Origin of the sequence: Microbispora sp. CA-135349 (assembly GCF_050947365.1) — a bacterium.
Classification (GTDB): domain Bacteria; phylum Actinomycetota; class Actinomycetes; order Streptosporangiales; family Streptosporangiaceae; genus Microbispora.
The window spans coordinates 7,615,216-7,641,503 of sequence record NZ_CP192001.1 but is presented as its reverse complement, the minus strand read 5'-3'; the positions used below and the strand labels follow the sequence as shown (position 1 = coordinate 7,641,503).

Sequence of the window (26,288 nt, the reverse complement as noted above, 5' to 3'; positions counted from 1 at the left end):
GACATAGATGCCCGCCTTCCTATGTGGGGCGGGTCATGGACAGCACGTCCAGCGCCCGGTCGAGTTGCTCCTCGGTCAGCGTGCCGTTCGCCACGTGGCCGCGCTCGATGACGACCTCCCGGATCGTCTTGCGCTCCTTCAGCGCCTGTTTGGCGATCTTCGCGGCCTCCTCGTACCCCACATATCGGTTCAGCGGGGTGACGATCGACGGCGACGACTCGGCGTACTCGCGCAGGCGCTCCACGTTCGCCGTGATCCCGCCGACGCATCGGTCGGCGAGCAGCCGCGACACGCCGGCCAGCAGCCGGATCGACTCCAGCACGTTGCGGGCCATCACCGGCAGCATCACGTTGAGCTCGAACGCGCCGGAGGCCCCGGCCATCGTGACCGTGGCGTCGTTGCCCACGACCTGGGCGGCCACCATGGTCACGGCCTCGGGGATCACGGGGTTGACCTTCCCCGGCATGATCGACGAACCGGGCTGGAGGTCCGGGAGGTTGATCTCACCCAGCCCGGCGCGCGGGCCCGACCCCATCCACCGCAGGTCGTTGGCGATCTTGTTGAGCGAGACGGCGATCACCTTGAGCATGCCCGACAGCTCGACCAGCCCGTCGCGCGCGCCCTGCGCCTCGAAGTGGTCCCTGGCCTCGGTGAAGGGCAGGCCCGTGATGCGGCTCAGCTCGGCGATCACGGACTGCGCCCAGCCGGGGGCGGGCACGTTCACCCCGGTGCCCACGGCCGTGCCGCCCAGCGGCAGCTCGGCCAGACGCGGCAGCGCGGCCTGCAGCCGTTCGAGCGCCAGCTCGATCTGGGTGGAGTAGCCGCCGAACTCCTGCCCGAGTGTGACCGGCGTCGCGTCCATGAGGTGGGTGCGGCCCGACTTCACCACGTCGGCGAACTCGGTGGCCTTCTCCTCCAGCGTGGTCGCCAGGTGCTCCAGCGCGGGCGTCAGCTCGTGCACCACCGCGTACGTCGCCGCGACGTGGATGGAGGACGGGAAGACGTCGTTGGACGACTGGGCGGCGTTGACGTGGTCGTTCGGGTGGACGGGCCGGCCGAGCCGCTCCTGTGCGAGCGTGGCGACCACCTCGTTCATGTTCATGTTGGACGAGGTGCCCGACCCGGTCTGGAAGACGTCCACCGGGAACTGGTCGTCCCATTTCCCCTCGGCGACCTCGCTCGCGGCCTCCTGGATCGCCTGCGCCATGTCCTTGTCGATCACGCCGTACTCGGCGTTGACCTTCGCGCAGGCGGCCTTGATCCGGGCGAGCGCCGCGATGTGCGCGGGCTCGAGCCCCCGGCCCGAGACCGGGAAGTTCTCCACCGCGCGCTGCGTCTGGGCCCGCCACTTGGCCCGGGAGGGCACCCGGACCTCGCCCATGGAGTCGTGCTCGATGCGGAATTCGTCCATGCCTCAGTCCTTCGGGTCTTCCTACGGCTCGTTCCTGCCCGGATGCGCGCCCCCTGAACGAGGATCTTCGGACGTGCCGGCCCCGCGTCACACGGCCGCCGCCACGGCGGCGGCGACGAAGAGCACTTGAAGGGCCGTGCGGGCGGGCAACGGGGTCACCGGTTTCCCGGCCAGGGTGAGACCGCGGCGGGCCGCCGAGACGTTGGCCGGGAACATGGCGATCATGAGCAGGGCCAGCCCGATCGCCGCGTACGGCGCGACCGGCGGCGACAGCAGCCCGGCGGCGCCGGCCAGTTCCAGGACGCCGGTGACGGTGACCAGCAGGGCCGGGTGCGGGAACGCCCGCGGGATCATCGCGACGAAGTCGCGGCGCCACGAGGGCAGGAAATGCGGCACGCCGGTGACGACGAACATCAGGGCGAGAGCCCCCCGCAGCGCCGGTTGCCAGGCGTCCAGGGCGTCGAGCCCGACCAGGCCGATGAGCCGCAGGACGACGAAGCCGCCCGTGAGGGCGATGAACGGAGCCATCCCGTCCTCCAATCTTGTCAATGGAAAGATTGAAGGAACGCCGCCATCTTGTCAATGTCAAGATAGGGTGGGATCGGCACAGCGGCACCGGAACGCGGAGGTGAGGCAGATCAGCCAGCCGTCCTATCACCACGGCAACCTGAGGCGCGCCATCGTCGACGCCGCCCTCCAGGCCATCGCCGAATCCGGCCCGGCCGGATGGAGCCTGCGCGAGCTGGCCCGCCGCGCGGGCGTCTCACACGCCGCCCCCGCCCACCACTTCGGCGACAAGCAGGGCCTGCTGACGGCCGTGGCCGCCGAGGGCTTCGCCATGTTCGCCGACGCTCTCGAGGCCGCCGCCGACGACGTATGGGAGGTCGGCGTCGCCTACGTCCGCTTCGGCATCGACCACCGGCCCTACTTCGAAGTGATGTTCCGGCCCGAGCTCTACCGCACCGACGATCCGAGCGTCCGGACCGGGCGCGAGCGCGCCGCCGGGATGCTCGTCACCAGCACCCGCTGGCTGTCGCCCGGCCTGGAACACGACCGGATGACCACGATGGCGGCTTGGTCGCTGGTCCACGGCTTCACCAGCCTGTGGCTGAGCGGCGCCCTGCCGGAAAGCGCCGGCGGCGATCCGGAAGCGCTCGCCCGGTCGATGATCCGCCTTGTTCTCGGCGCCATGCGGACAGGATCAGGCGGCCGGGGGCTCGCGCCGGGCTGAAGCGGCGGCAGGCGTCCGGCGCACCGTCACCTGGCGAAGATGAAGACGCCCAGGAGGATCAGCGCGAGGACGGCGACGAGCACGATCCCCATCGTCACGAGCACCCGGGCCTGCGTCTTGGCGTCCGGACCGTCGGGGCCGCGCATCGCGAACAGGTCCGTGCCCAGGCTGGGCGGACGTGGGGCGCCACCGCCGGGACCTCCCGGGGCGTACGGGCCGGGACCCGCCGGGGGGTACGGCCCGGGCGGCGCGGGGTTCCGGCCGCCAGGGTGCGGAGCACCGGGAGGCGCGGTGTGCGGAGCACCGGGAGGCGCGGTGTGCGGAGCACCGGGAGGCGCGGTGTGCGGAGCACCGGGGGGCGCGGTGTGCGGAGCACCGGGGGGCGCGGTGTGCGGGCCGCCGGGCATTCCGGCGGAAGGCGCCGGCGTGGCGGGCGCGGGGCGGTCGCCGGCGTGAGGGCCGCCCGCTGCGGCCGCGGGGCCGCGGCCCGGCGCTCCGCCGGCCGGCGGAGGCTGGACGGCACCGCTACGCGGACCGGGCGCTCGCGGTGCGGGCTGTTCTCCCGGCCGGGCGGGTGGGGGAGGCAGGCGCGGGCCGCTCTGCGGGCGGGCGACGACCAGCGTGCGGTTGGCGTCGTCCTCGTCGTCCCGGGTCGCGCTCCCCCCGCCTGCCCGGCCTCCGGCCGCTCCGGCGGCCGGGGCGCCGCCGTGGGGTGGGCCGGCGTGGGGTGGGCCGGCGTGGGGTGGGGCGGCGGAGCCGTACCCGCCGGGGCGCGCCTTCATATCGCCCATGTCGCCCGGCCCCGCCGCGGGCACGGCGGGGATGGAACCCGTGGGGGTGTCGGCGATCACGCGCAGCATCGCGGCGGCCCGTTCGGGCGTGATGCGCGCGGTGTGGTCCTTCTCCAGCAGGCCGTCGAGGACCGGCCGCAGCGGTCCGGCCTGCGTGGGCGGGTCGGCCCTCTCCGTCATCAGCGCGGCCAGCGTCTCGCCCACGGTCGCCCGTTCGTACGCCGGGCGTCCCTCGACGGCGAAGTACAGCGTCGCGCCGAGCGACCACAGGTCGGACTCGGGACCGGTGTGGTCGCCCCTGGCCCGCTCCGGGGCGGTGTAGCCCGGCGAGCCGATCACCATGCCGGTCTGGGTGAGCGCGTTGTCGCCCAGCGCCTTGGCGATGCCGAAGTCGGTCAGGACCACCCTGCCGGTCTCGGTCAGCAGTACGTTGGCCGGCTTGACGTCCCGGTGCAGGATGTCCTGGGCGTGGGCCGCGCGCAGCGCGCCGAGCAGGTCGTAGCCGATCTCCGCCACCAGACGCGGCGGCAGCGGCCCCTCCTGGTCGATCACCTGTTCCAGGGAACGCCCCTCGACGAGCTCCATGATGATCCACGGGATGCCGTCGTGGACGATCACGTCGTGGATGGTGGCGACGGAGGGATGGCTGACACGCGCCGCCATGCGGCCCTCGCGCATCATGCGTTCGCGCAGCTCCTGCTGTTGCCGAGAGCTGAGCGAGGAGTCCTGACGGATCTCCTTGACCGCGACCTCCCGGCCGAGCGACTGGTCGTACGCCCGCCAGACGGTGCCCATGGTTCCCCGGCCGATGCGGGTGCGCAGCTCGTAGCGGTCGGCGAGCAGCGGCGGGTGCTGTTCCGGCATATCTAGAAAGATAGCGATCCCGTCTTGTAAATCGCTTTCCGGTTACTTGATGAAGATTCTGGGCCAATACCGGCGCGGGAGCAGAATCTTGATCATCTTTGCCACGTGCCGCATCATGGGGATGCGCACGACGTGGTAGAGAGTGGGCTCCGGCGGCTTCCGGTGCAGGCCCTCACTCGGCCGCCGCCGCTGGGACGGCACGGCCGGCATCTCCCGGGAGTCCCGGAAGTCGCGCGAGGTGCCGTGGTGGGGACCGGACTGCCCGTACTGTCCTTCGTACTGCCCGTACTGTCCTCCGTACTGCGGCTGCGGGCCGCTGTGTAGCCCACTGTGTGGACCACTGTGTGAGCCGCTGTACGGTCCGCTGTGCCGCAGGTGACCGCTCTGACCGAACTGTCCGTAGTGCCCGGACTGCCCGTGCGGGCCGTACGTGTGGGGTGTCTGCGGCCCCCTCGGCTGCCCGCTCTGCGGATACGGCTGGCCGTAGTCGCCGGGCCGGTACAGCTGGCCGTACGGGCCCGACTGCCGGTGGGCCCCCGAGTCGCGGTCGCGCGGGGTCACCTTGGGCGTGGGCCGCGACTCGGCCCGGTGCTGCCCTCGCTGGCCGCGCTGCGGCGGCTTGCGGGTGTCCGGGGCCGTGGGCTGCGGGGCGGTCGGCGGCGGCGTGGGCCGGCCGGCCCGGAACGGGGAGGCGAACGGGTCCTCGGCCATGCCTCCGGCGGCGATCCTGGACAGCGCGTGGGCGGCGCGGACGCTGTCGAGCCTGGCCGCGGGGTCGATCTGGAGCAGGCCGCGAAGGACCGGGGCGAGCGGGCCCGCCTTCTCCATGGGAATCGGGGCGCCGCTGGTCAGCGCCGCGAGCGCGGCCGCGGCCGTACGGCGCCCGTGCAGGCCGCGGCCCTCGACGGCGGTGTAGAGGGTCGCGCCCAGCGACCACAGGTCGGCCGCCGGGCTCGCCTTGTCGCCGAGGACGCGTTCCGGGGCGATGTACCCGGCGGAGCCCAGCACGATCCCGGCCTGGGTGATGGAGGCGTCGCCCTCCAGGGCGGCCAGCCCGAAGTCGGTCAGCACCGCCCGGTCGTCGTCGGTCACCAGCACGTTGCTGGGCTTCACGTCCCGGTGCAGGATGCCCTTGCCGTGGACGGCCCGCAGCGCGCCGAGCACCTGCCGTCCGATGTCGGCCACCCGGCGCGGCGGCAGCGGGCCCTCCTGGCGGATGAGCTCCTCCAGAGACCGCGCCCTGAGCAGCTCCATCACGATCCACGGGCGGTCGTCCTCGGTGATGACGTCGAAGACCGTGATCACCGCGGGGTGGGCGACCATGGCTGTCGCCCTGCCCTCGCGTTCGGTGCGCGCGCACAGCTCCGCACGCAGGTCCTCGTCCAGGACCAGCGGGAGGCGCACCTCCTTGACGGCCACCTCGCGGTCGAGCAGCTCGTCACGCGCGCGCCACACAGTGCCCATCCCGCCGCGCCCGACCGGCTCGATCAGCCGATAGCGCGCGGCTAACAGGTATCCGGACGGCGCACGCATGGGTGGCAGCTTACCGATTTGTACACTGCGACCTGTAGAGACCATGCCGGGAAATTGTTGAGATCTTCTGTCAAAGATCCTGACAACACCCCTGCAGGTTCAGCGCCGCCCGATGGTAAGGACGGGACCGGTCGTGTCGGCGAAGAAGTCGTCTCCCTTGTCGTCGACGACGATGAAAGCGGGGAAGTCCACGACCTCGATCTTCCACACCGCCTCCATGCCCAGCTCCGGATATTCCAGGACCTCGACCTTCTTGATGCAGTCCTGGGCCAGCCGGGCCGCCGGGCCGCCGATCGATCCGAGGTAGAAGCCGCCGTACTTCTGGCACGCCTCGGTGACCTGCTTGGACCGGTTGCCCTTGGCCAGCATGACCATCGAGCCGCCCGCCGCCTGGAAGCGCTCCACGTAGGAGTCCATCCGTCCGGCCGTGGTGGGCCCGAAGGAGCCGGACGCGTATCCCTCGGGGGTCTTGGCGGGGCCGGCGTAGTAGACCGCGTGGTCCTTCATGTACTGCGGCATGTCCTCGCCGGCGTCGAGCCGTTCGGCGATCTTGGCGTGGGCGATGTCGCGGGCCACGACGAGCGGGCCGGTGAGCGACAGGCGGGTCCTGACCGGATACCTGCTCAGCTCGGCCAGGATCTCCGGCATCGGGCGGTTGAGGTCGATGCTCACCACGTCGCCGCCGAGGTGCTCGTCGGTCGTGTCCGGAAGGAACCGGGCGGGATCGGTCTCCAGCTGTTCGAGGAAGACGCCCTCCGGCGTGATCTTCGCCAGCGCCTGCCGGTCCGCGCTGCAGCTCACCGCGATCGCGACCGGGCAGGACGCGCCGTGCCTCGGCAGGCGGATGACCCGCACGTCGTGGCAGAAGTACTTGCCGCCGAACTGCGCCCCGATGCCCAGCTTCTGGGTCAGCTCGAAGACCTTCTTCTCCATCTCCAGGTCGCGGAAGCCGTGCCCGCTCGCCGAGCCCTCGGTGGGGATCGAGTCGAGGTAGCGGGCCGAGGCGTACTTCGCGGTCTTCAGGGCGTACTCCGCGCTGGTGCCGCCCACGACGATCGCCAGATGGTACGGCGGGCAGGCGGCGGTGCCGAGCGAGCGGATCTTCTCCTCGAGGAAGGTGAGCATCCGCTTCTCGTTGAGCACCGCCTTGGTCTCCTGGTAGAGGAACGACTTGTTGGCCGAGCCGCCGCCCTTGGCCATGAACAGGAACTTGTACTCGTCCGGGTGGCCGTTCGGGTCCTCGGCGTACAGCTCGATCTGGGCGGGCAGGTTGGAGCCGGTGTTCTTCTCGTCCCACATGGTCAGCGGCGCCATCTGGGAGTAGCGCAGGTTGAGCCTGGTGTAGGCGTCGTACACGCCGCGGCTGAGGTGCTCGGCGTCACGGCCGTCGGTCAGCACGTGCCGGCCGCGCTTGCCCATGACGATCGCGGTCCCGGTGTCCTGGCACATCGGCAGCACGCCGCCGGCCGAGATGCTCGCGTTCTTGAGCAGGTCGAGGGCGACGAAGCGGTCGTTGCCGCTCGACTCGGGGTCGTCGACGATCTTGCGGAGCTGGGCCAGGTGGGACGCCCGCAGATAGTGCGAGATGTCGTGGATCGCGGTCTCGGTGAGCAGCCTCAGGGCCTCCGGCTCGACCTCCAGGAACCTGCGCCCGGCGGCCTCGGTGACCCGCACCCCCTCGCTGGTGATCAGGCGGTACTCCGTCTCGTCCGGTCCAAGCGGGAGCAGGTCGGTGTAGTCGAACTCCGGCATCGTCCTCGGTTCCTCGTGGTCTGCCTGGTCGGGCGCGCCCGCCGACCGGGCCGCCCATGGTCTTTGCACAGCGTACGGCGCGCGAGCCGCGGTCATGATGTCCGGGCTATGAGTAGGTTTTGAATAACTTCATACTGAACATTCGGCCGTAAAGCGGGATAATTGAGACAGAGGACAAAGAGGGGAGGGGCCATGGACGGCGGACTGTGGGTCATGGTCATCTTCGCGATCGGCATTCTCGTGGCCCTTGCGGTGTCGCTGCTGACGCTCGTGTTGCGGCAGGTCAAGGACGGCGACATCACCTGGTGGACCCCTCCAGCGGCGCGAGTGCAGCCCCGCGAGGAGCCGCGGCCGGCTGAGCGGGCAGACGAGGTGAGGGCGAGCGGAGCCCGAGGGCGATCCCGCTGATCACGAGGGCCGCTCCCGCCAGGTCGGCGGCGGAGGGGACGGCGACCCCCAGAAGGGCGGACGTGGCGAGCGCGCCGACGGGGATCATCCCGGCGAACAGCCCGGCCCGGTCCGCGCCCAGGCGGGGCAGCGAGCGGTACCACAGGAAGAACGCCACGGTCGTCACCACCAGGGCGAGGTAGGCGAGGCCGCCCGCCTCCGCGGCCGTCGGCACGCGCAGCACGTGACGGCCGTCCAGGGCGACGCCGGCGACCAGCAGGAACGGCACCGCCAGCGCGGACGTCCAGGCCGACAGCCTGAGGGGGCCGATCAGCGGCAGGAGCGGCAGGGCCAGCAACGAAAAGCACAGTTCGCAGAGCAGGGCGCCCAGCGACCACAGCAGTCCGGCGATGTTGCCGCTGCCTGCGCCGGTCGCCAGCGATGCCCCGGCGACCACCACCAGACCCGCGGCCACCACGCGAGGGGACGGCCGCGCCCCGGTGGCGATCGGGCCCACGAGGGCGAGCGCCAGCGGCACGGTGCCGAGGACGATGCCGGGCAGCGCCGGCCCGGCCGCGCGGGTCGCCTCGACCACGCAGACGTTGAACAGCACGAGTCCCGTCAGCGACAGCGCGGCGAGCAGCGCCCATTGGCGCGGCCGGAGTCGTACGAGCCCGAGGCCGCGTGCCCGGGCGACGACGAGCAGGATCACGGCGGCGAGGGCGTAGCGGAGCGCCTGACCCCCGTAGACCGGGTAGTCCGCGATGACGCCGGAGACCGCCGCCAAGGTCCCCACGAGGAACATCGCGCCCGCCGCTCCGGTCACGTGAGTGTTCATGTCAGGTGATGCTAGGGACGGCTTGGTCCTGGTTCATGGTCCAATCGGAGGCCGTTAGAGTGGACCAATGGCCGATCTTCATCTCGTGGTCGACCGGACCGCGGGCGGGCTCGCCGGGCAGATCGCCCGTGAGGTGCGGGAGGCCGTCCGGTCCGGGCGGCTCGTCCCGGGCACGCGCCTGCCCGCCACCCGCGATCTCGCCCGCGATCTCGGCCTGTCGCGCGGCGTCGTGGTCGAGGCGTACGAGCAACTGGTGGCCGAGGGAGTGCTCGACTCCAGAACGGGCGCGGGCACCCGGGTCGCGGCGGGGGCCGGGCGGCAGGCCGTCGAGCAGAGCCCGGCCGATCGGGAGGGCCGGCCTCACTATGGCCATCGGCCCACGTCGCCGGACCTCGGCCTCTTTCCCCGGCAGGCGTGGCTCGCCGCCGTCCGTCATGTGCTGGCCACGCTGCCCAACGACGCGCTCGACTACGGAGACCCCGGCGGTGTGCCGGCTCTGCGCCGCGAACTCGCCGCCTACCTCGGCAGGGTGCGCGCTGCCGACGCGTCACCGGACGACGTCGTGGTCGTGACCGGGGTGGCGCAGGGGCTCAGCCTCGTCGTGCAGACCCTGGTGCGGGACCGGGGCCGCGGGATCGTCCTGGCTGTGGAGGACCCGACGAGTGCGCGCCAGATACCGCTGCTCCGCCGCGCCGGGGCGGACATCGTCCCCGTGCCCGTCGACCGCGAGGGGATCGTCGTCGAAGCCCTGCCGGGCGACGCCGACGCCGTGGTGGTCACCCCCGCGCACCAGTACCCCACCGGCGTCGTCCTGTCCCCGGCCCGCCGCGCCGCGCTGATCGGCTGGGCGGCCCGCACGGGCGCCCTCGTGCTCGAAGACGACTACGACGCGGAGTTCCGCTTCGACCGAGACCCGGTCGGGTGCCTGCAGGGCCTCGCGCCCGACCGGGTCGTGCTCGCCGGCAGCGTGAGCAAGGCCCTCGCCCCGGGGCTGCGGCTCGGCTGGATCGCGGCGCCCCCGCGCGTCGCCCGTGCCGTACGGCTCGCGCGCGGAGAGCTCGACCTCGGCTCGCCGGTCCTCGACCAGTACGCGCTCGCCCACTTCATCGACGCCGGCGCGTACGACCGGCACCTGCGCCGGATGCGCCGGGAGTACCGGCGGCGCAGGGACGCTCTCGCCGGCGCCCTGGCCGAGCATCTGCCCTGGATCACCGTGCACGGGATCTCGGCGGGACTGCACCTGTACGCCGAGACGGACGGAGGGCGCGACGTGGACGGCCTGGTGCGGGCCGCCCGCGCCGCCGGCCTGTCCGCGGAGGCCGTGACGCCGGTCCACGGCCCGCGGGGGCTGGTGATCGGCTTCGCCCGCCTCCCGGCCCACCGCGTGACCGAGGCCGTACGCGCCCTCGCGGGGGACGTCAGGAGGTGACGGCGGGGGCCGCGGGTGCCGGGCCGGCCGCACGCGGCTGGAAACCGCGTGCGAGCAGGATGATCGCGGCGGCGAGGACGAGCGGTGCGGCGAAGGCGACGCGGAAACCGGAGGCGTCGGCGACACCCCCGACGACCGCGGCCCCGACGATGAACCCGACGTAGTTGAACATGTTGACCCTGGCGATCGCCACGCCCGTGCCCTCGGGGTCGAGCCGGCCGGCCGCGGAGAACGACTGCGGGGCGACGACGGACAGGCCGATCCCGGTGAGGGCGAAGCCCGCGATCGCCAGCGGCACCGTCGGCGCCGCCACGATCGCGACGAAGCCCAGTGCCGCGACGGAGCCTCCGGCCCGCACGATGGCCGCGGGGCCCCACCTGCGCACCGCGAGGTCGCCGCCGACGCGCACCAGGAACGTGGTGAGCTGGTAGGCACCCAGGGCCAGCGGGATCACGGTCGCCGAGGCGTGCAGGACCTTGTCCATGAAGACGGTGCCGAAGTTGGAGACCGACGAGTCGCCGACGTAGAGGAACGCCATCGCGAGGCAGAGGGGGATGATCGGGCGCCACGCCACCCCGGCCGGCGTGCCGGCGGCCGGGTCCTCGTCCCGGGCCGCGGACGCGTGGTGTTCCTCCTCGGGCCGGTAGAGCCGGAGCGAGGAGGCGACGGCGACCGCGGCGGCCGGAACGAGGGCGATCGCGAACGTGACGGGCAGGCCGAGGCCGAGCGTGGCCGCCACCGAGGCCCACAACGACCCGATGACCGCCGCGACGCTCCACAGGGCGTGAAACCCGGTGAGCACCGCCCTGCCGTACTGCCGTTCGACCGCGACGCCCTGCATGTTCATGCCCGCGTCCACCCCGCCCAGGCCGAGGCCGAACAGGACGTTGGCCGCCACCAGCATGGGGACGTTCGGGGCGAGGCCCGCGAGCACGACGGCGGCGCAGGCGAGCGGCTGCACCACGCGCAGGATCAGGCGGCTGCCCCACCGGGACGCGGCGGCGCCCGCGAGCACGCTCCCGGCCCCCGCGATGACCGGGACGACGAGAAGCAGGATCGTCAGCTCGCCGTCCGTCAGGCCGTGCTTCTTCTGCAGCGCCGCCACCTGGGTGAGCAGTGTGGCGAAGGTGAGGCCCTGCACGAAGAACACCGCGAACGTGGCGAGCCGCGCCTGCCGATCGCGAGGATTGGGCACCGTGTCCATAAGTGGCACCGTGGGCCTCCGCGAACATGAGGGGGGTTCAAGTTTTGGCCAGCGTAGGAGCCGTCACCCGCCCGGTCAATGGGGTGCGCCGGCCTGTGTGATCGGCCCGTGTGACCGGCCCGTGTGACCGGCCGGTGCCACCGGTCGGCGCCGCCGGTCAGGGCCTGCCCCCTGCCTCCCGTGCGGCCATCCAGGCGGCGACCTGGGCGCGGGAGGCGAAGCCGAGCTTGTCCAGGATGTGCTCGACGTGGCCCTCGACCGTGCGCTGCGAGATGACGAGGGCGGAGGCGATCTCCTTGTTGCTTCGTCCCTGCGCGATCAGCTCGGCGATCTCCCGCTCGCGCCGGGTGAGCGGGGACGGCTCGGCCGTCGAGTCCGCCGCCGGGGGGCGTCGTGGCCGCGTGGGCTCGGCCTCCACGAGCGTCTCGTCCGCGCGCGTGCGCCCGGCCTCGATCCGGTCGCCGAGCGCCTCCTCGATCGCCTCGTCCGGCGTCATCCGGCGGCCCCGGCGCAACTCCAGGCCGAGGGCCTTGTCTCCCATCCTGCTCCGGAGCGTGGCCAGGCAGCTCTCGTGGAACTCGGCGAGCCGCTTGACCCTGGTCGCGGTCAGGCCCATCGTGCGTCCGATCTCCTCAACGGCTCCCAAGAGCCGCGCGGCGTCCGCGTGACGGCCTTTCCTCGTGAGGATCCAGGCGAGCGTCTGCAGGTTCGTCGCGGCGTTCAGCCGGTCGCCGAAGTCGCGGCCCAGAGCCAGCCCCTCGCGCGCCAGTGCGGTCGCCCGCTCGTCGTCGCCGTACTGCCACAGGTAGATCGCGAAGAACGTCAGAGCCCAGGCCCGGCCGACTTTCTCCCCGTGTCTGCTGGTCAGCTCGATGCTCCGCTCGAACAGCTCCGTCGCGCGCTCGTGGTCGCCGAGCTGGCCCAATGTCGCCGCCAGCGTGGTCAGCGACGACAGTATCCCGTTCTTGTGACCCGCGGCCTCCTGTTCAACGAGGGCCAGGTTCAGCAGTTCGGCGCAGCTCGTGTAGTCGCCCCTGTAGTGCGCCGCCAGCCCGGCGATCAGGGACACGTACGCCAGGATCTCCGGATCGCCCAGTTCCTCGGCCAGCGCCCGGCCCTCGTCGAGAAGCGGGAGGCCCGCCGCGGTGTCCCCCTGCGTGAGCGCCAGGAAGGCGTCGAAGAGCAGAGCGCAGGCGCGCAGCCCGGTGCGTTCCGGCGTCGCCGCCAGCATGCGGTCGAGCCAGTGGCGACCCTCGTTGTAGAAGGCGTTGGTTGTCCAGTAGGGCTCGATGAGCAGGGTCGCCAGGCGCAGCCCGGTCTCCGCCTCGCAGGGCTCCTGCAGGCAGAAGTCCATCGCGGCGCGGAGGTTCGCCTGCTCCAGGTTGAGCCGCCTGGACCAGGAGAACTGGTCGGGGCCGAACCACTCGTCGGCGGCCTGCCGCGTCAGCAGGAGGTAGTGATCCCGGTGCCTCCGCTGGAGCGACCGGCGCTCCGCCGGCCCCCCGAGCCGCTTGCGGCCGAACTCGCGCAGCGTGTCGAGCATGCGGTAGCGGACCGCGCCGGCGTGCTCCTCGCGCAGCAGCAGCGACTTGTCCAGCAACGCGTCGAGCAGATCGAGCACGTCGTCCCGTTCGATCCCGTCACCGGTGCAGACCGCCTCGACGGCGTCCAGGTCGAAATGCGAGGGGAAGATGGACAGCCGGGTCCACAACGTCCGCTCGGCGCCGGGCAGCAGCTGGAAGCTCCAGTCGACCAGCGCGTGCAGTGTCTGCTGTCGTGGCACGGCCGTACTGCTGCCTCCGGTGAGCAGGCGGTAGCGATCGCGAAGGCGCTCGACGAGCGCGTTCACCGACAGGGTCCGCAGCCGCACCGCGGCGAGCTCGATGGCCAGGGGGATGCCGTCGAGCTGGCGGCACAGCTCGGCGACGGCCGCCTGGTTGTCCTCGGTCACGGCGAAGCCGGGCAGCACCGCCGCCGCCCGTTCCGTCAGCAGGCTGACCCCGTCGTACAACTCCAGCGACCTGCGGTTCAGCGGCCGGTCCGGCTCGGGGACGGGCAACGGCGGGATCTTCATCTGGTGTTCGCCGGTGATGCCGAGCGACTGCCGGCTCGTCGTGAGGATGCGCAGCTCGGGGGCCGCGCGCAGGAGCCGGTCGGCGAGCACGGCGCACGCGTCACGCAGATGCTCGCAGTTGTCCAGTATGAGCAGGGTCCGCTGCGAGGACAGCACCTGCTCCAGCGCGTCCGCGGGGCAGGCCGACGCCTCGTCCCGCACGCCCATGGTGGCCGCCACCGTCTCCGTGACGAGCCCGGGATCGGTGACCGTGCTCAGGTCCACCAGCCAGACGCTGTCGAACGCGCGGCGCTGCTCGGCGGCCGCCCGCAGGGCCAGCCGGGTCTTGCCGACGCCGCCCACCCCCGTCAGGGTCACCAGGCGCGACGCGGCGAGCAGCCGCCTGATCTCGGCCAGCTCGCGCCTACGGCCGACGAAGCTGGTCAGGTCGGCCGGAAGGTTGCCGACCTGCCGTGTCACCGCCCCCGCGACCACCTCCTCACGCTAAGCGGCCACGAAGTGCCCGGTCAACGCGGGGGCCCGGCACCGGGTGCCGCGTCGAGTGGTGACCGCCGCGCGAGGACCGCTTACTCTCGATGGTGTGAGCAGCAGCGAGTCCTCAGCCGTGAAGTGGATCTCCGCCTTCCTCTCGCCACGCACCCCGGACACGCCCGACCCCTCCCTGCTGCGGGCCTCCGACGCGGACCGGGAGCGGATCATCGAGGTGCTCGTGGACGCCGTCACCGACGGGCGGCTCACGCCGCTGGAGCACGAGGAGCGGGTGGAGCGCGTCTGGGCCGCGCGGACCCTCGGCGAGCTGGCCGAGCTGACCGTGGACCTGCTACCGCCGGAGAGCCAGCCGTTCCGCATGGACAGCCGCCCCGTCACCGCCTTCTTCCGTACGGAGACCCGGGGCGGCCGGTGGGTCGTGCCCTCCCAGGTGCCGGTGACCTCCCTGGGCGGCACCGTCTCGATGGACCTGTGCGAGGCGCTGCTCCAGTCACGGCACGTGGTGGTGCAGCTCGCCGTCATGGCCGGCACGGTCAACCTGACGGTTCCCGAGGGCGTGCGGATCGTGACCGCCCCGGACGCCCGCGTCCGGTCGCTCAGGAACGAGGTACGGCTCCCGCCGGGCGTGACCGATTTCGCGCCGGACGCACCCGTGATCGAGCTCGCCGGGTTCGTCTTCGGCGGAAAGGTCGTCGCCCGCTCGCCGAAGCGCCCCCGCCGCCGCCTGTTCGGCCGTTAGACGGCCGTGTCGAAGTTGATCGCGCTGTAGGCGCCGAGCTTCCAGAGCTGGTGCTCGCTCTCGATCTTCCGGATCGTGCCGGACCGCCCGCGCATGACGAGGGAGTGCGTGACCGCCGCGCCGCCCTGGAACCGCACGCCGTGCATCAGCTCGCCGTCGGTGATGCCGGTCGCGGCGAAGAACACGTCGTCGGAGCGTACGAGGTCGTCGGTGGTGAGCACCTGGCCGAGGCCGAGCCCGGCGTCGAGGGCCTTGCGGCGCTCCTCCTCGTCGCGCGGCCACAGCTTGCCCTGGATGACGCCGCCCATGCACTTGAGCGCGCAGGCGGCGACGATGCCCTCGGGGGTGCCGCCGATGCCGAGCATCAGGTCGACACCGGTGCCGTTGCGCGCCGCCATGATCGCGCCGGCCACGTCGCCGTCGGTGATGAAACGGATCCGGGCGCCGGTCTCCCGGATCTCCTTGACGATCCGCTCGTGCCGGGGCCGGTCGAGGATCACCACGGTGACGTCGGACGGTTTGGCGCCCTTGGCCCGCGCCACGGCGCGGATGTTGTCGGCCACCGGTGCGTCGATGTCCACGTGCTCGGCCGCCTGCTGACCGGTGACCAGCTTCTCCATGTAGAACACCGCGGAGGGGTCGTACATCGAGCCGCGCTCGCCGACCGCGATCACGGAGATCGCGTTGTTCATGCCGAGCGCGCACAACCGGGTGCCGTCGATCGGGTCCACGGCGACGTCGCACCCGGGGCCGGTCCCGTCGCCGACCTCCTCGCCGTTGTAGAGCATCGGGGCGTTGTCCTTCTCGCCCTCGCCGATCACCACGACGCCCTTCATCGAGACCGTGTTGATGAGTTGGCGCATGGCGTTCACAGCGGCGCCGTCCGCCCCGTTCTTGTCGCCGCGCCCCACCCAGCGCGCGGCCGCCATCGCCGCCGCCTCGGTCACCCTGACCAGTTCCAGAGCCAGGTTGCGGTCGGGTGCGCGTTCTCCCGTCGCCAGAGCGGCCGGTACGTGATCAGCCATCGATCCCCTTCCGGGCAGGTGCCGTTCCAGCGATCGTAGTTCGCCAAGCCGTTCCTGTCCGATTGGTCTGAACCTGTCGGGCCAGGTAGGAGGCCGTTTGCGGGCGTGCCCCCCCGGAGCGGACGGGTCGGGGATATCGTCGCCGCATGAGCAGCGACACCGAACGACCAGTGACGATGCGCACGTCGGAGCGCGGCGCCGCGACACGGGGAGCCCTCCTGGAGGCCGCGAAGGAGACGTTCATCACGAGCGGCTTCGCCGAAGCGGGCGTCACCGACGTCGTGGCCAGGGCCGGCGCCAGCGTCGGCAGCCTGTACCACCACTTCTCCGGCAAGGCCGACCTCTACCTGACGCTGTTCGAGGAGTTCCAGAAGCGGCAGACCCAGCGCACCCGGCAGGCGGTGCAGGAGGCGCGGGCGGCCGGGGAGACCGACCCGATGCCCCAGTTCCTCGCCGCCGCGCGGGCCTACCTGGAAGGCTGCCTCGCCGAGCGCGAGCTCGCGGCGCTCTTCCTGCGCGGCGACGCCCCGCCCGGTTTCGAGGTCATCATGCGTGACCGCCTCCGGCAGTGGGCCAGGCGCACCGCGGCGTTGTTCGAGCACGAGGACGCCCTGGTCGTCGTCGTCACCGGCGCCCTGGCGGCCGTCGTACAGGAGGTGACGCTGTCCGACGACCCGGAGACGGCGCACCGCATGGCCGAGGACGCTCTTCGCATCATCGGCGATATTCGGCATCCCTGACGGCCGGTACGGCCACCGCCCGCCCCACCGACTAATCTCGCATTACGTGGGACGATTCACCCAGGGTCTGTACGGCTACGCCTTCGCGCTCTTCGTCTGCCTCGCCGCCGTCGGAGTGTTCCTGCTCATCACGCCGCAGAGCCGCACCGAGCACATCCCGCGGGTGGACTTCTCCATCGACCAGGTCAACGCGGCGCGCACGGCGCCGTACGAGGTCGTCGCTCCGAACCAGGTGCTGCCCAACTGGGTGCCCAACAGCTCGTCGCTGAGCCAGAAGAACGGCGTTGTGACATGGCGGCTGGGGTTCGCGACCGCCAAGCGGCAGCACGCCATGCTCGCCCAGAGCGACGAGAAACCGGCCGCTGAATTCGTCAACCGCATGGCCAACACCGACAAGCCCGGCGGAAGCCGTCAGATCGACGGTGTGACCTGGGAGGAGCGGTTCCGCCAGGACAAGAACCAGCGCACGCTGGTCCGCGTCTTCCCCGATCACGCGGTGGTCGTCACCGGATCGGCCGACTGGGACGAACTGACCGCCCTCGCCCGGACCCTCGCCCCCCAGGCCACACCCTCTCCCGTTCCGTCAGCCGGCTGATTCCGGATCCCGCCCGAAGGCCGCCAGCAGATGCGCGACCAGGGGGCTCCGGTCGTCCTCGCGCCAGCCGACGGCGACCCGGGTGCGCGCGTTGGGCTCGACCGGGCGGAAGGCGACGCCCTTCAGCCGGATGCGCCGGATGCTCGCCGGGGCAAGGGAGACGCCCAGGCCGGTCTCCACGAGGGCGCACACGGTCTGCCACTCCACCGCGCGCTGCACGACCCGGGGGGTGAAGCCCGCCGCCTCGCACAGGCCGACGATCTGGTCGTGGAGTCCCGGTCCGGCCGCGCGGGGCAGGAGCACGAAGGGCGAGTCCGCCAGTCGCGCGAGCCGTACGGTCCGCGGGGCGGCCAGCGGGTGGGAGGACGGCAGCACGGCCACGAAGGGCTCGGTGAGCACCGTCCTGAAGTTCAGGCCCGCTGCGTCGGCGGTGTCGTCAGCGGAGTCGCCGGCGGCGTGGGCAGAAGGGGGTTCGCGCAGCAGGCCGACGTCGATGACCTTGTCGCGCAGAGCGGCGATCTGCGGAGCGGTGGTCATCTCGCGGATGTCCAGCCGGACGTCGGGGTAGCGCTCCCGGAACGCGCGCAGCAAACCGGGCAGGACGGTCAGGGCGGCGGAGGCGGCGAAGCCGATCCGCAGGCGGCCGGTCCGGCCGCTGCCGGCGGCCCGGGCGGCGGCCAGCCCGTCGGCGAGATCGGCGAGGGCGCGCCGGGCGGCCGGCAGCAGTTCGCGACCCGCCGCGGTGAGGGCGACACGACCCGGTTCCCGCGTGAACAGCGGGTGGCCCACCTTGTCCTCCAGGCGGCGGATCTGCTGGCTGAGCGGTGGCTGGGCGATTCCCAGACGGGCCGCCGCATGGCCGAAGTGCAGTTCCTCGGCGAGCACGGCGAAGGCGTGCAACTGCGCCAGGGGGAGTTCGGGACGCTCCATACGCCTACAGATATCAGGAACTCTCCGAAGACGTATTAGACGTATCGGCATGCGTCGGCCTAGCGTTCGGCGCATGACAGAGCGACGCGCGATCCTCGGCGGTTCGACGTTCGAGGAGCAGATCGGCTATGCCCGTGCCGTGGTGGACGGCGACCGGGTGCACGTGTCCGGGACGACCGGTTTCGACTACACCACCATGACCATCTCCGAGGACGCGGTGGAGCAGGCCGAGCAGTGCCTGCGGAACATCGAAGCGGCACTGGCCGAGGCGGGGTGCACGTTCGCCGACGTGGTGCGGGTGCGCTACCTGCTGCCCGAGCGGGCCGACTTCGAGCCGTGCTGGCCGGTCCTGCGCCGCCGCTTCGGCGACGTACGGCCGGCGGCCACGATGATGCAGTGCGGCCTGGCCGACCCCCGCATGAAGATCGAAATCGAGGTGGACGCACGGCGGCCCGGCATCTGACGGCCCGGCCGGAGGATCTGCAAGGCATGCTGCCCCGCACGCCCGGCCTGGCCACGGACCTGCTCGCCAATCAGCTGGTCGACCGCGATGTGTTGCTGCGCGCCGTGCCGTCCCGCCTGGCCACCCGTGGGACGCCTGAGAAGGGTCTGGTCAGAAGGGGGCCTCTTCGGGGCCGTTGGGCTGGGGCTCCTGGCGCTGGGCCATCGCGGCGGCCAGCTTCGCGCGGGCGCCCTGAAGCCACTCTTCGCAGATCGCGGCCAGCCTCTCTCCCCGCTCCCACAGCTCAATCGACTGCTCCAGTGTGAGCCCGCCGGTCTCCAGCCGGCGCACCACCTCGGTCAGCTCCTCGCGGGCCTTCTCATACGACGGCGTCTGCTCGTTCGACGGCGTCTGCTTGTCCGACGGGGTCTGCTTGTCCTCAGCCACGTCCCCACCTTAGAGGCGGGGACCGACACTCCGGGGACCTCTTCAACCTGTCCGCTATGGGCATAAATGGGGTGATTAGTCCGTTATTTAGGTGTACTAACCATCTTCGGGGGCGATGATCGGGGGGTCATCTTCATGTGTGGAATCAGCGGCTGGGTGGACTACGGACGCGACCTTCGTCGCGAACGGGAGGCCCTGCAGGCCATGACGGACACGATGGCGTGCCGGGGGCCCGACGCCGAGGGGGCGTGGCTCGCTGCGCACGTCGCGTTCGGCCACCGGCGGCTGGCCATCATCGACATCGAGGGCGGGCGCCAGCCCATGACCGCCGAGGCCGAGGGCGAGGTCGTGGCCGCGCTCACCTACAGCGGCGAGGTCTACAACTTCAGGGAGCTGCGTGCCGAGCTCGAACAGCGCGGGCACCGGTTCCGGACGCAGAGCGACACCGAGGTCGTCCTGGAGGCGTACCTCGAATGGGGTGAGGGCTTCGTCTCCCGCCTCAACGGCATGTACGCCTTCGCCATCTGGGACGCCCGCCGCGAGGAACTGCTGCTCGTGCGCGACCGTATGGGGATCAAGCCCCTGTACTACTACCCGACGTCCAACGGGGTCCTGTTCGGCTCGGAGCCCAAGGCCATCCTGGCCAACCCGCTCGCCGAGCGGGTGATCGACGCCGACGGCCTCCGCGAGATCCTGGCGTTCGTCAAGACGCCGGAGTGCGCCGTCTTCCGCGGGATGTACGAGGTGCGGCCCGGCCAGGTCGTGAAGGTGCGGCGCGAGGGCCTGAGCAAGCGCCGCTACTGGCGGCTGGAGGCCCGCGAGCACACCGACGACCTGCAGACCACCATCCGGACCGTGCGGGAGCTGCTCGACGACATCATCGAGCGGCAGCTCATCTCCGACGTGCCGCTGTGCACGCTGCTGTCCGGCGGTCTCGACTCCAGCGCGGTCACCGCGCTGGCCGCCCGTGCGCTCGCCGGCCAGGGCGCGGTGCGGTCGTTCTCCGTCGACTTCACCGGCTACAGCGAGAACTTCCAGGCCGACGACATGCGCGACACGCCGGACACGCCGTACGTCCACGACGTCGTGCGGCACGTCGGCTCCGACCACACGGACATCGTGCTGGACTCGGGCGACCTCATGGATCCCGCCGTCCGTGCGGCCGTGCTGCGGGCGAGGGACCTCCCCCTCGGCATCGGCGACATGGACACCTCGCTCTACCTGCTTTTCAAGGCGATCAGAGGGCACTCGACGGTGGCGCTGTCGGGGGAGTCCGCCGACGAGGTGTTCGGCGGCTACCGGTGGTTCCACGACCCCGAGGCCGTCAACTCGGGCACCTTCCCGTGGCTCGCCATACAGGGCCAGACGGGACTGTCCAGCCGGGGCGAGTTCCTGAACGAGGAACTGCTGCGCAAGCTCGACCTCCCCGCGTACCGCGCCGACAGCTACCAGCGGGCGCTGGCCGAGGTGCCCCGCGTGCAGGGGGAGACCGGGCTGCAGAAGCGGATGCGGGAGATCAGCTACCTGCACCTGACCCGGTTCGTGCAGATCCTGCTCGACCGGAAGGACCGCATGAGCATGGCCGTGGGCCTCGAGGTCCGGGTGCCGTTCTGCGACCATCGCCTGGTCGAGTACGTCTTCAACGCCCCCTGGGCCATGAAGACCTTCGACGGGCACGAGAAGAGCCTGCTGCGCGCCGCCACGGCGGACGTGCTGCCCCGGTCGGTGGTCGAGCGCCGCAAGGTGCCGTACCCCTCGACGCAGGACCCGGCGTACGAGCGCGCGCTGCGCGCCGAGGTGACCCGGGTGCTCGACGGGGACCCGGCCATCGGCTGCCTGGTCGACGCGGGCAAGGTGCGCACGATGCTCGACCAGCCCCTGGGTGCGGTGAGCCTCCAGGGCGCCCGGACGTCGCTGGAGGGCATCCTGCAGATGAACGCCTGGCTCGGCGCCTACGACGTCAGCCTCGCGATCTGACCCACCCCCCGCGCGTGATCTTGTAGTTGATCGCACGCGTACAGGAGGACCTGGTCATCTACCGTCCGTGATCTTGCGGCTCCGCGGAGTGCAAGATCACGGGCGTGGGTCGTCCTCGTCGAGGGTGGCGGTGACCGTCACGCGGTCGTCGGAGAAGCGGATCGTGAGCTCGTCACCGGGCTTGACGTCCTCGGCCAGGCGGACGACCTCGCCCGAAGGACGCTGCGCGATGGCGTAACCGCGCTCCAGGGTGGCGGCGGGGGAGAGGGCGACGAGCCTCGCCCTGAGGTGTTCCAGCGAATCCGCCGAGCGGTCCAGCGACGCCGACAGGCAGCGCCTCGACCGCTCGCGCAGCGCGTCGACCTGCTCGGCCCGCCGGTCGAGCTCGCGCACCGGATCGGCGAGCGACGGCCGGGAGCGAACCGACTCGAGCCAAGACATCTCGCGCTCGACCCAGCCGCGCAGCACCCGGCGGCCCCGGTCCCTGAGCTGATGGATCAGTGTGAGCTGCTCGCCCACGTCGGGCACGACCTTCTTGGCCGCGTCAGTCGGGGTCGAGGCACGCACGTCGGCCACCAGATCCAGCAGCGGGCTGTCCTGCTCGTGGCCGATCGCGCTCACCACCGGCGTACGGCAGGCCGCCACGGCCCGCACCAGCGACTCGTCGGAGAACGGCAGCAGATCCTCGAGCGAGCCGCCACCCCTGGCGATGACGATCACGTCGACCTCGGGGTCGGCGTCGAGCTTCCGCAGCGCCTCGGTCACCTCGCCCACGGCGTACGGCCCCTGGACGGCGACCTGCTCCACTGTGAAGCGGACGGCGGGCCAGCGGCGGCGGGAGTTCTCCAGCACGTCACGCTCGGCGGCGGAGTCCCGCCCGCAGATGAGTCCCACCGTGCCAGGAAGGAACGGCAGCCGTCTCTTCCTGTCGACGTTGAACAGGCCCTCGCCCGCCAGCACCTGACGGAGCCGCTCGAGCCGGGCCAGCAGTTCGCCGATGCCGACGGGGCGGATCTCCAGGGCCGTGAACGCGAAGGAGCCCCTGTTGACCCAGAAGTCTGGCTTGACGTGCATCACGACACGCGCGCCGTCCACAGGACGCGGCACACTCGCCTCGTACACCCCGCGCGCGCAGGTGATGCGCGCCGAGACGTTGGCCACGGGATCGCGCAGCGTCAGGAAGACGGTGCCGCCCCGGGCCGTCAGTTCGGTGATCTGCCCTTCGACCCAGACGGAGCCCAGCTTGCCGATCCACTGGGCGACCATCTGCAGCACCGACCTGATCGGCAGGGGCGCCTCCGGGGACGTCTTCGCGCTCAAGTGCCCTCCTCGCCTGACCCGCTCGTCCCTGCAGGCTAGCCGTACTCCCCGACAATCCACAGGCGAGCAGGCGGATGACGGCGCGCCCCGGCCCGCCCGGGACGTCCCGAGGGCGGGCGCGGCGCGGGATCAGGCCTCGGACTGCAGCTTGGACAGCCGGTTCTGGAACATCCGGACCACCTCGGGGCGGTTCAGGTGCGCCTGCTCGTAGTCCAGCAGCGCGTGCACCTGCTCGGCCGACTTGCCGCGCATCCGGGCCCGCAGCGACGCCACGGAGAGGTTCGCGTAGTTCGGCATCGGCTCGGCGGACTCAGCCGTCGCCGTCTCCTTCACCGCGGGCTGCTCCGACGGCTGTTCCGCCGTCGCCTCGGCAGGGCTGCTCTGCTGCGCCTGTGCGGAGGTGGTGGTCTTCCTGCGGGTCCTGGGGGCCTTCGGCGCGGCGGTTTCCGTGGTCTCGGCGGTCCCGGGGGCCTCGGCGCCCTCGGGGCTCTCGGCCGTCTCGGCGGTGGCCTTGCGGCGGGTGCGTGGCTTCTTGGGGGCCTCGACGGGCGCTGCGGCCTCGGCGGTCCCGGCGCTCTCCGCTGTCTCGGCCGTCTCCACGGGCTTGGCGGCGGCCTTGCGGGTGCGCGGCTTCTGCGGCTTCTCGGGCACTTCGGCGGGCGCAGCGGCCTCGGCCGGCACCTCGGCGACGGACTGGGGCTCGGCCTTGACGGGAGCGGCCTCGGCGGGCTTCGGGGCGACCTCGGCCGCCGGCTCGGCTACGGCCTGAGGCTCGGCCTTGACTGGTTCTGCCTCGACGGGTTCTGCGACGGGAGCGGCCTCGGGCTTCGGGGCGGCCTCGGCCGCCGGCTCGGCTACGGCCCGGGGCTCGGCCTCCGCGGGCGCCGCCTCCGCGGGCGCCGCCTCCGGGGGCGTCTCGGGCGTCACCGCGCCGGCCTGCTCGGCCTGCTCGGCCTTGCTCGGACGGGGAGCGTAGATGACGGGCTTGCGGGGCTCGGTGCGCTCCTCGGCGGTCTGCGCGTCCCGCGGCGCCTCGGTGGCCTCCGGACGTCCGCCGTCCTGCGCCTCGCCACCGGCGAAGCGTTCCTTGACGGTGGTCTTGATCTTGTCGCCGACCAGCAGCGCCTGTCCGACCCCGTTCAGAGCGGTCTGAAGGACTGTAGTTATTGCTCTAAGGACGGACATTTCGGCTCCCGGGGAGATGTGTATCTGGTACACCCAGTCTTGCAAGACCAGGGTCAAGAAGCGGCTCGCGTTCCACATAGCATAGGAACATGGACGTGCAGACCTCAGCGACCCGCCGTGTCCTGATCGCCAAGCCCCGCGGCTACTGCGCGGGAGTCGACCGCGCGGTGCAGGCGGTCGAGCGGGCGCTGGAGCAGTACGGCGCGCCCATCTACGTACGCAAGCAGATCGTGCACAACACCCACGTCGTGAAGACGCTGGAGGAGCGCGGCGCCGTCTTCGTGGAGGAGACCGAGGAGGTCCCCGAGGGCGCCATCGTCGTCTTCTCCGCTCACGGCGTCGCGCCCGCCGTGCACGAGGAGGCCGAGAGCCGCCGTCTGCGGACCATCGACGCGACGTGCCCGCTGGTGACCAAGGTGCACAACGAGGCCAAGAGGTTCGCGGCCAAGGACTACGACATCCTCCTCATCGGACATGAGGGACACGAGGAGGTCGAGGGCACCTCTGGTGAGGCGCCCGAGCACATCCGGCTGGTGGACGGGCTCGACGGCGTCGACGCGGTGTCCGTACGCGACCCGGAGAAGGTCGTCTGGCTCTCCCAGACGACCCTGTCGGTGGACGAGACCACCGAGACGGTCGCACGGCTGCGGGCGCGCTTCCCGAACCTCATCGACCCGCCGAGTGACGACATCTGCTACGCCACCTCCAACAGGCAGACCGCCGTCAAGCAGATCGCCGCCGAGTCGGACCTGGTCATCGTCGTCGGCTCGGCCAACTCCTCCAACTCCAAGCGGCTGGTCGAGGTCGCCAAGGACTACGGCGCCGCCGCCTCCTACCTCGTCGACGACGCCTCGTTCGTACGGGACGAGTGGCTGGAGGGCGTGCGCACGGTCGGCCTGACGAGCGGCGCGTCCGTCCCCGAGGAACTGGTGCAGGGAGTGCTCGCCAAGCTGGCCGGCCACGGCTTCACCGATGTCGAGGAGGTCGAGTCGGTGCAGGAGAGCATGCGTTTCGCCCTCCCCCACGAACTCCGCAAGGACCTCCGCGCGGTCTGACCGATACCGGGGCTACTCGTCGGCCGCCCTGCCGTACACGCGGGGCTCGAAGTAGCCCTCCGGCTCGGGATCGAACGCACCGGCGCGGCGACGGCGGGCGCGTGCGGCGGGCGTGGGCGTTGTTGCCGGCGCGCCGCGCAACTCCCTCAGGTTGCCGGGCAGTCCACGCACCCACGCGATCCCCAGCGTCAGCGCGGACCCGAGGAACAGCCACGGCGCGCCGGACGACAGCGCGGTGAACATGCCGAGCCCGAACGTCTGGAGCAGCGAAGCGGACCCGACCGCTCGCACGAGTTCCACCAGCAGGGCCGCGCCGAAGAAGACCAGCGGGGGCGTCACCACCAGTGGCAGCAGGTCGCGGGGGCGCACCAGCAGGACCGCCGCGAGGCAACCGGCCACGAACGCGGGCCCGGGCAGGAACGGCATGCCCACCAGGCTGATCACGAAGAGCATGACGATCGCCCCCCGAGCGGTCAGCCGCAGCCCCGCTCGACCGGTGCCTGTCATCGGGCCCCCTTACGACAAGTCTCGCGTCAATTTACCGTTCTGATGTTGCGGGGGAGGGGGGCTTACCCGCTCTTCACCTTCGAGTTCGGGGATGGCGACCGGCCGGGGGACCTCCTCCACCGCCGCCGGAGCGTCGAGCGAGTAGTCCACCAGCCCGAGGTCGTTCATCCTCCGCGCGCTGACCAGGACCCGGCTCTCCAGCGAGCCGACCGTCTGGTTGTAGGCGGTGACCGCTCTGGTGAGCGCCTTGCCCAGGTTGTCGACGTGGCGTCCGAGGGAGCCGAGCCGCTCGTACAGCTCCTTGCCCAGATCGAAGACCGCCTTGGCGTTCTCGCTGACCGCGGCCTGCTGCCAGGCGTACTGCGCGGTGCGGAGCATCGTGACGAGCGTCGTGGGAGTGGCGATGTGGACGCGCCTGCGCATCGCGTACTCCAGCAGCCCGGGATCGCGCTCCAGCGCGGGCGCGAGGAACGCCTCGCCGGGGATGAACAGGACCACGAACTCGGGCGACGGGCTGAACGCCTGCCAGTAGGACTTGGCGGCTAACCGGTCCACGTGCTCGCGCACGTGCCGCGCGTGGGCGTCCAGCCGGGCCGAGGCGAAGGCGGGATCGGCGGCCTCGGCCGCCTCCAGATAGGCCGCGAGCGAGACCTTCGCGTCGACGATCACGTTCTTGCCGCCGCTGAGCCGTACGACCATGTCGGGCCGGACCACGCCGTCGCGGGTGGCGGCGCTCACCTGCTCGTCGAAGTCGCAGAAGCGGGCCATCCCGGCGATCTCCGCCACCCGGCGCAGCTGCAGCTCTCCCCAGCGTCCCCGGGCCTCCGGCCGCTGGAGCGCCCGCACCAGCGCGTCCGTCTGGGCCTTGAGCCGATCGGAGCTCTCCCGGACGAAGTCCATCTGCTTGCTCAGCTCGGCGCGGGCGGCGCGCGCGCCCGACTCGCTCTCCCTGAGCTGGCTCTCCACCTTGGCGAGCGTCTCACGCAGCGGCGCGACCAGGTTCTCGACCGCCTGCCTGCGCTGGTCGAGGTCCCCGGCCGCCTCGGCCCTGGTGGTGTTCAGCCGGTTCTCGGCGAGTTCGAGGAAGCGCAGGTTGGCCACGTCGAGGGCGTGCGCGGAGATGGCCTGGAACCGCTCGGTGAGCTGGTTTTCCATGTAGGCCACCTTGTCCTCGGCCGCCCGCGTCCTCGCCTCGGCCTCGGCCACCCTGGCGGCGTCCCGGGCGGCACGGCCCGCGGTCCGCATCCCGGCGAGCGCCGCGCCGACCACCACGCCGATCACCAGTCCCAGTGCGAGAGCCACGACATCCACGGTCTGGATGAT

The 26,288-nt window shown here is 71.8% G+C and carries 23 protein-coding genes; 8 read left to right on the top strand and 15 right to left on the bottom strand.

Translation table 11 applies throughout. The features are described from left to right. Positions 1-19: 19 nt before the first annotated feature. Both ACQPZZ_RS35200 and ACQPZZ_RS35195 read right to left on the bottom strand, forming a co-directional pair. Complete coding sequence (locus ACQPZZ_RS35200) at positions 20-1,411, bottom strand: class II fumarate hydratase (protein WP_432926222.1); 1,392 nt, start codon at positions 1,409-1,411, stop codon at positions 20-22. Between the two features lie 87 nt (positions 1,412-1,498). After that, entirely contained in the window at positions 1,499-1,939 is a 441-nt protein-coding gene (locus ACQPZZ_RS35195; RefSeq protein WP_363644700.1) for a DoxX family protein, read from the bottom strand. 100 nt (positions 1,940-2,039) lie between these two features. On the opposite strand from ACQPZZ_RS35195, the gene ACQPZZ_RS35190 reads away from it, so the two are divergent. Then, positions 2,040-2,642, top strand: a complete 603-nt coding sequence (locus tag ACQPZZ_RS35190; RefSeq protein ID WP_432926219.1) for a TetR/AcrR family transcriptional regulator — start codon at positions 2,040-2,042, stop codon at positions 2,640-2,642. Positions 2,643-2,668: 26 nt separating this feature from the next. On the opposite strand, the gene ACQPZZ_RS35185 is transcribed toward ACQPZZ_RS35190, so the two are convergent. The 4 genes from ACQPZZ_RS35185 to ACQPZZ_RS35170 all read right to left on the bottom strand — a co-directional run bounded on the left by ACQPZZ_RS35185 (position 2,669) and on the right by ACQPZZ_RS35170 (position 8,807). Beyond that, the gene (locus ACQPZZ_RS35185; RefSeq protein WP_432926217.1) at positions 2,669-4,297 is read right to left on the bottom strand and encodes a serine/threonine-protein kinase; all 1,629 of its coding nucleotides are present in this window, start codon (positions 4,295-4,297) and stop codon (positions 2,669-2,671) included. A gap of 42 nt (positions 4,298-4,339) precedes the next feature. Continuing rightward, positions 4,340-5,830: a protein kinase domain-containing protein gene (locus ACQPZZ_RS35180; protein ID WP_432926215.1), complete on the bottom strand. Its 1,491-nt coding sequence runs from the start codon at positions 5,828-5,830 to the stop codon at positions 4,340-4,342. Positions 5,831-5,929: 99 nt separating this feature from the next. Beyond that, on the bottom strand, positions 5,930-7,582 hold the full coding sequence (locus ACQPZZ_RS35175) for a fumarate hydratase (protein ID WP_432926213.1): 1,653 nt from the start codon (positions 7,580-7,582) through the stop codon (positions 5,930-5,932). Positions 7,583-7,880: 298 nt separating this feature from the next. Then, entirely contained in the window at positions 7,881-8,807 is a 927-nt protein-coding gene (locus ACQPZZ_RS35170; protein WP_432926211.1) for a DMT family transporter, read from the bottom strand. A 67-nt stretch (positions 8,808-8,874) separates the two neighbouring features. Between ACQPZZ_RS35170 and ACQPZZ_RS35165 the strand changes: the two genes are divergently transcribed. Then, positions 8,875-10,236, top strand: a complete 1,362-nt coding sequence (locus ACQPZZ_RS35165; RefSeq protein ID WP_432926209.1) for a PLP-dependent aminotransferase family protein — start codon at positions 8,875-8,877, stop codon at positions 10,234-10,236. Here the strand turns inward: ACQPZZ_RS35165 and ACQPZZ_RS35160 are convergent. Together ACQPZZ_RS35160 and ACQPZZ_RS35155 are read right to left on the bottom strand one after the other, a co-directional pair. Further along, positions 10,226-11,440: an MFS transporter gene (locus ACQPZZ_RS35160; RefSeq protein WP_432926207.1), complete on the bottom strand. Its 1,215-nt coding sequence runs from the start codon at positions 11,438-11,440 to the stop codon at positions 10,226-10,228. The two genes, ACQPZZ_RS35165 and ACQPZZ_RS35160, sit on opposite strands and share 11 nt — an antisense overlap. A 157-nt stretch (positions 11,441-11,597) precedes the next feature. Further along, positions 11,598-13,988, bottom strand: coding sequence for an ATP-binding protein (locus tag ACQPZZ_RS35155; RefSeq protein WP_432926205.1), 2,391 nt, complete (start codon positions 13,986-13,988; stop codon positions 11,598-11,600). Positions 13,989-14,094: 106 nt separating this feature from the next. Between ACQPZZ_RS35155 and ACQPZZ_RS35150 the strand changes: the two genes are divergently transcribed. Then, positions 14,095-14,742 carry a DUF1707 SHOCT-like domain-containing protein gene (locus ACQPZZ_RS35150; protein WP_432926203.1) on the top strand — a complete coding sequence of 216 codons (648 nt, stop codon included), beginning with the start codon at positions 14,095-14,097 and terminating at the stop codon, positions 14,740-14,742. Here the strand turns inward: ACQPZZ_RS35150 and glpX are convergent. After that, a complete protein-coding gene (glpX, locus tag ACQPZZ_RS35145; RefSeq protein ID WP_432926201.1) occupies positions 14,739-15,767 on the bottom strand; it encodes a class II fructose-bisphosphatase in 1,029 nt (342 codons plus the stop codon). The two genes, ACQPZZ_RS35150 and glpX, sit on opposite strands and share 4 nt — an antisense overlap. A 146-nt stretch (positions 15,768-15,913) precedes the next feature. Between glpX and ACQPZZ_RS35140 the strand changes: the two genes are divergently transcribed. Both ACQPZZ_RS35140 and ACQPZZ_RS35135 read left to right on the top strand, forming a co-directional pair. After that, positions 15,914-16,507: a TetR/AcrR family transcriptional regulator gene (locus ACQPZZ_RS35140; protein ID WP_363644681.1), complete on the top strand. Its 594-nt coding sequence runs from the start codon at positions 15,914-15,916 to the stop codon at positions 16,505-16,507. Between the two features lie 46 nt (positions 16,508-16,553). Then, complete coding sequence (locus tag ACQPZZ_RS35135; protein WP_432926199.1) at positions 16,554-17,102, top strand: DUF4245 domain-containing protein; 549 nt, start codon at positions 16,554-16,556, stop codon at positions 17,100-17,102. Here ACQPZZ_RS35135 and ACQPZZ_RS35130 read toward each other — a convergent pair. Further along, positions 17,091-18,032: a LysR family transcriptional regulator gene (locus tag ACQPZZ_RS35130; RefSeq protein WP_432926197.1), complete on the bottom strand. Its 942-nt coding sequence runs from the start codon at positions 18,030-18,032 to the stop codon at positions 17,091-17,093. The genes ACQPZZ_RS35135 and ACQPZZ_RS35130 overlap by 12 nt on opposite strands. Before the next feature lie 73 nt (positions 18,033-18,105). Here ACQPZZ_RS35130 and ACQPZZ_RS35125 point away from each other — a divergent pair, with 73 nt between their 5' ends. Beyond that, positions 18,106-18,495, top strand: a complete 390-nt coding sequence (locus ACQPZZ_RS35125) for a RidA family protein (protein WP_432926195.1) — start codon at positions 18,106-18,108, stop codon at positions 18,493-18,495. Positions 18,496-18,645: 150 nt separating this feature from the next. On the opposite strand, the gene ACQPZZ_RS35120 is transcribed toward ACQPZZ_RS35125, so the two are convergent. Next, positions 18,646-18,921 carry an exodeoxyribonuclease VII small subunit gene (locus ACQPZZ_RS35120; RefSeq protein ID WP_432926193.1) on the bottom strand — a complete coding sequence of 92 codons (276 nt, stop codon included), beginning with the start codon at positions 18,919-18,921 and terminating at the stop codon, positions 18,646-18,648. 135 nt (positions 18,922-19,056) lie between these two features. On the opposite strand from ACQPZZ_RS35120, the gene asnB reads away from it, so the two are divergent. Beyond that, complete coding sequence (asnB, locus tag ACQPZZ_RS35115) at positions 19,057-20,898, top strand: asparagine synthase (glutamine-hydrolyzing) (protein WP_432926191.1); 1,842 nt, start codon at positions 19,057-19,059, stop codon at positions 20,896-20,898. 96 nt (positions 20,899-20,994) lie between these two features. On the opposite strand, the gene xseA is transcribed toward asnB, so the two are convergent. Then, positions 20,995-22,218 (bottom strand): exodeoxyribonuclease VII large subunit, encoded by a 1,224-nt coding sequence (xseA, locus tag ACQPZZ_RS35110; protein ID WP_432926189.1) that lies wholly within the window; start codon positions 22,216-22,218, stop codon positions 20,995-20,997. Between the two features lie 129 nt (positions 22,219-22,347). Beyond that, positions 22,348-23,403 (bottom strand): hypothetical protein, encoded by a 1,056-nt coding sequence (locus ACQPZZ_RS35105; RefSeq protein WP_432926187.1) that lies wholly within the window; start codon positions 23,401-23,403, stop codon positions 22,348-22,350. 89 nt (positions 23,404-23,492) lie between these two features. Here ACQPZZ_RS35105 and ACQPZZ_RS35100 point away from each other — a divergent pair, with 89 nt between their 5' ends. Then, positions 23,493-24,458, top strand: a complete 966-nt coding sequence (locus ACQPZZ_RS35100) for a 4-hydroxy-3-methylbut-2-enyl diphosphate reductase (protein WP_432926185.1) — start codon at positions 23,493-23,495, stop codon at positions 24,456-24,458. Positions 24,459-24,470: 12 nt separating this feature from the next. On the opposite strand, the gene ACQPZZ_RS35095 is transcribed toward ACQPZZ_RS35100, so the two are convergent. Beyond that, positions 24,471-24,965 carry a DUF6542 domain-containing protein gene (locus ACQPZZ_RS35095; RefSeq protein ID WP_432926183.1) on the bottom strand — a complete coding sequence of 165 codons (495 nt, stop codon included), beginning with the start codon at positions 24,963-24,965 and terminating at the stop codon, positions 24,471-24,473. Between the two features lie 9 nt (positions 24,966-24,974). After that, positions 24,975-26,276 (bottom strand): DNA recombination protein RmuC, encoded by a 1,302-nt coding sequence (locus ACQPZZ_RS35090; RefSeq protein ID WP_432926181.1) that lies wholly within the window; start codon positions 26,274-26,276, stop codon positions 24,975-24,977. Positions 26,277-26,288 lie beyond the last annotated feature (12 nt).